This window comes from Roseinatronobacter ekhonensis, assembly GCF_900499075.1.
GTDB classification, from domain to species: Bacteria; Pseudomonadota; Alphaproteobacteria; order Rhodobacterales; family Rhodobacteraceae; genus Roseinatronobacter; species Roseinatronobacter ekhonensis.
In genome coordinates this window covers 1-4,102 of the sequence record NZ_UIHC01000104.1, presented here as the reverse complement: position 1 = coordinate 4,102, position 4,102 = coordinate 1, and the positions used below count along the sequence as shown (strand labels likewise).

At 56.8% G+C, this 4,102-nt stretch carries 5 protein-coding genes; 4 read left to right on the top strand and 1 reads right to left on the bottom strand.

All coding sequences use genetic code 11. From position 1 onward, the window contains the following. The 4 genes from ROE7235_RS18875 to ROE7235_RS18860 all read left to right on the top strand — a co-directional run. Positions 1-688, top strand: a 688-nt coding sequence (locus ROE7235_RS18875) for a PRC-barrel domain-containing protein (RefSeq protein WP_220669597.1), incomplete at its 5' end; no start/stop codon positions are given. Then, positions 640-1,920 (top strand): FtsH protease activity modulator HflK, encoded by a 1,281-nt coding sequence (hflK, locus tag ROE7235_RS18870; protein ID WP_245964036.1) that lies wholly within the window; start codon positions 640-642, stop codon positions 1,918-1,920. The genes ROE7235_RS18875 and hflK, both read left to right, overlap by 49 nt. Continuing rightward, positions 1,917-2,936, top strand: a complete 1,020-nt coding sequence (gene hflC / locus ROE7235_RS18865) for a protease modulator HflC (protein WP_121097435.1) — start codon at positions 1,917-1,919, stop codon at positions 2,934-2,936. Before hflK ends, hflC begins: the two co-directional genes overlap by 4 nt. Before the next feature lie 208 nt (positions 2,937-3,144). Beyond that, a complete protein-coding gene (locus tag ROE7235_RS18860) occupies positions 3,145-3,324 on the top strand; it encodes a hypothetical protein (protein ID WP_121097432.1) in 180 nt (59 codons plus the stop codon). 545 nt (positions 3,325-3,869) lie between these two features. Here the strand turns inward: ROE7235_RS18860 and ROE7235_RS20450 are convergent. Further along, a partial coding sequence (locus ROE7235_RS20450) for a hypothetical protein (RefSeq protein ID WP_147434279.1) occupies positions 3,870-4,102 on the bottom strand: 233 nt, incomplete at its 5' end.

Below are 4,102 nucleotides of genomic sequence, written 5' to 3'. Positions count from 1 at the left end.
CAAATCCACAGTGAAAATCCTCCCGCCCTCCCTGTCGCCAGAAAGGGTAAAAGTGGACGACTTTTACGCCGCCCGCAGCAGGCTCATCCCGCCGCTACCGTGGCCGACTTTCGCACCGCCGTTCTCAACGCGATTGATGGGCGAACCTGACGAAAGCAACCGCGAATGGCCAGTTGAAATCAGTCCCGACGGCATCAAAGCCGCGCCGGAATGGTCCGACCCAAAGGTCTTCGGGTACATGGCGATGGCGGAGATGCCGCCGATCATGGTTGGTCCATTAGGCGGGGGCTTCGCTGGTTTCACCGATCTTGATCGGCATGAGGCGCAAGGCGATCGGGAGACCTCCGGAAATCCGAAAGTGGACGGATTTTCGCACCTTAGTGACTGGCTGGGCTTGCCGGTTTTCGGTCAGAACGGCGAAGTCGGTACCCTGATCGATATCTTGTTCGAACCTAAGACCGGATCCCTGTCGCATCTGGTTATTGACACCGGAGGGGCGATTTCTGCACAGCAGATGGTCGTGCCATATGATCGGCTGCTTCATCTGGCCAAGGGCGGCAGCCATGTGGTGATGAACGTGACTGAGAAGCTGCTACGCGAAGCGCCGCCGCTTGAGCACTTTGACATGCTCAATCGCTCATGGCTGGACAAGCTGCGGGCCTACTATCAGCTGGCGCCGAGGCTTTAAAGAGCGGCGCGACATCCTGCTTTGAACCGCGCCGCCCTGACGTTGATTTCAGTAAGAACGCCAAAGGCATCGAAGACGCCGCCGGGTTTCCATCTACTGGAATGGGAAATCCCAGACACTATTACAGATTAACAGCTGCCCGCGCGAGCGAGAGAGGACGCGATATGCCCAGGCAAAATGATGGCCCGGAAGAACCGGGTCCTTGGAATACGACAAAGAAACGCCGCGCGCCGGAGATTGATGCGCTGCTTCGCAAAGGTCGGGAACGGTTGGGCGGATTGGTGCCTGGCGGGCGACCGTCGATGAAGGGCTTTATGGTAGTCGGAGCAATCGCTCTCGCAGCAATCGGGGTCTGGACATCCTATTATACGGTCCCGAGCGACTCTGTCGCCGTTGTTCAGCGTTTTGGAAAGTACAAATCAGAGGTTCCGCCCGGTCTGCATTTCAAGGTCCCGCTCGGTGTAGACGTCGCCACGCTGGTGCCGGTGAAGCGCCAGCTGAAGCAGGAGTTTGGCTTCTCGACGCCGGGCGCGACCGAGCCGTTTCAAAGCCCGGTTGACGGACGTCGTGAAACCGAGATGGTGACAGGCGACCTGAACGCCGCCCTTGTGGAATGGGTTGTGCAATACCGGATATCCGAGCCTTTGAAGTTCCTGTTCGAGGTGCGTGAGCCGCGCGCGACGCTGCGCTACGTCTCGGAATCCGTGATGCGTGAGGTGGTCGGCGACCGGACGGTAGACGAGGTCATCACGATCGGTCGTCAAGAGATCGAGAATGAAGCGCTGTTGAAAATGCAGGCGCTGGCCACGAAATACGCGATGGGCATCAGCATCGACCAGGTGCAGCTGAAGAACATCAACCCGCCGGGCCCGGTTCAATCGTCCTTCAACGAGGTCAACCAGGCACAGCAGGAGAAGGAGCGCCTGATCAACGAGGCGCGCCGGGAATACAACAAGGTCATCCCGCTGGCCGAGGGCGAAAAGGACCAGCGTATCCGGGAGGCCGACGGTTACCGGCTGAAAAGGGTCAACGAGGCGGAAGGTGATGCCGCGCGGTTCACGGCGCTCTTTACCGAATATGAGAAAGCGCCAGAGGTTACGAGGCGGCGGATTTACATTGAGACCCTTCAGGCAGTTTTGCCCGGTATTGGATCGAAGATCATCGTCGATGGGCCCTCCAGCAGTATTCTGCCGCTTTTGAACCTTGATCGCCAACAGGAGGATCGGCCATGAAGATCGGATTAGGAATTCTTGCAGGAATTGTGGTCGCCGCCGTCGTGACGGTTTCAAGCGCAGTCTACACCGTAGGTGAAGTTGAACAGGCCATCATCACCCAGTTTGGTAAACCTGTCGGTGAACCGATCACATCGGCCGGGTTGAAGGTGAAGCTGCCCTTCGTTCAAACGGTCAATAGAATTGATAGCCGGGTTCTGGAGTGGGATGGCAACCCTTCCGACATGCCCACCAAGGACAAGCTCTACATCTCCGTCGATTTGTTCGCGCGGTGGAAGATCACGGAGCCACTGCAGTATTTTCTTCGTCTGCGCGATGAACGCAGTGCCCAATCCCGACTCGATGACATTCTCGGCAGCGAGACTCGCAATGCCGTAGCCAAGCATGAACTCATTGAGATCATCCGCACGACCAAGGGTCGAACTCCGTTGAGGGACACGCTCTTGACAGACGAGGAAATTGCTCAGGATATCGGTTCGCTGGTTCCGATCCAGAAGGGGCGGGCCCTTGTGGAAAGGGAGATATTCGAAGCGGCAGCTGAGAAGGTCCGCGTATTTGGCATCGAGCTTCTCGATATCCGGTTCAAGCGGATCAATTATAATGAAAGCGTCAGGCCGAAAATCTATGACCGCATGATTTCAGAACGACGTCAGATTGCTGAGCGTTTCCTCTCGGAAGGTAACGGCGAAGCGGCGCGTATTCGCGGCAACCGCGAGCGGGATCTGAACAAGATTCAGTCCGAAGCCTACCGGGCGGTTGAGAAAATCCGCGGAGCTGCGGATGCCTCCGCGGCACAGATTTATGCCGGCGCATACACGAGTGGTCCCAAAGCAGCCGAGTTCTATGAATTTACGCGAACCATGCAGGCCTACGGTGACATGATTTCCGGTGAAACAACGCTTGTTCTGACAACGGACAGTGATCTCTTCAAATTCCTTAGAGGAATGGAGGCTGGCACGTCAGATGACACTGAAACTATTCCCGATCTTGGGGCAAACACTGTGGCGAAGCGATGAAGCGAACGGGAACCAAGCAATGACCTGTGACCGGTATGATCGCAATGAGGCAAACCGTGAATCTTCCGTAGGCCGGGAACATCCAGCCCTCCGCGGCCTGCTTGGCGAGCGTTCATGCCCAGCACCAATTTCATCAAGGAGTTGATTAATGACGGAACTGACAAGGTCGAGTGTATTCAAACCATCCGCACCCCGAGCGGAAACGCCGATGGACAAGACCACGCGCGCCGCGAGGGAAATCCTCGACGGAGAGATGGAACGCCGTCAGGTCAAGACAGCGCGTCTTCGCAAGGCACGTCTCGAGAGAGAGGCCAGCCCGGCTGTCGAAGTCGTCGCGCCCTCAACCAGCAAAGTACGCAATAAGCCACCGGCCAAAGCCATCCCATAGGGTGGTCACATGGTTCATGCGAAACACTGCCACAATTTAAGGGGCGGGGGTGCCGTAGTCATTCGAAAGGAAGAAGCTCAATTGCCACCTTCTGAATGGAACGGATTTTGGCAAGGTGTCGAGAACTGATCCTCTCCAGGAGCATTCTTGCGCTGACAGGAACCTTTGTTTTTTGAGCCGCGCTTCGGGTTCTGCCGTGGTTGTCGCTGTCGATCAACGTTTGGCTGGCGTTGCCCATTGGGATGGGAAATTCAGCCCTCCTGATCCGCCTGTTCATGATCTAGAATGATTGGGGGCATGGGGCGTTCGTTAGGAACCGTCGGCTGGGCGACCGGCTGCCTTGGACGGCCGTATTCATGTTCTCCGGCGAACCATGCTTGTCGATTGCCTCAAGACCCATCTTTGTCCTCAGACGGTGTACCCCCGATGGCGACCGACGATCGTTCCTTCCCTGCTCAGACAGGCTGCGATCCGGTGGCTGCCGAAGAACGGATAACTTCCGAAAGTTCCTGTCCAACCATCGGGGAGCACCTCACCGTGCCGATCTACAATGGCCAGACGATCAACAACAGCGGCAGACTAACGACGACCACCAAGACTTCGACCAGAAGTCCCAACCGCCAGTAATCACCGAACCGGAACCCACCGGGGTGTGAATCCCGGAGACAAAATGCCCACAGAAACGGTCTGATGATCTGACCGTCGCGGAGTAAAATTCCGCAATCTGACACCTGAAGCTGATGAGCGGAGGGTGGGGAGATGTATTCTGTGGACTTAT

Bases quoted from the DNA above. Each gene is read 5' to 3' on its own strand.
- ROE7235_RS18860 (WP_121097432.1), top strand. From the start codon at position 3,145: ATGGACAAGACCACGCGCGCCGCGAGGGAAATCCTCGACGGAGAGATG.
- hflK (WP_245964036.1), top strand. From the start codon at position 640: ATGGCTGGACAAGCTGCGGGCCTACTATCAGCTGGCGCCGAGGCTTTA.
- hflC (WP_121097435.1), top strand. From the start codon at position 1,917: ATGAAGATCGGATTAGGAATTCTTGCAGGAATTGTGGTCGCCGCCGTC.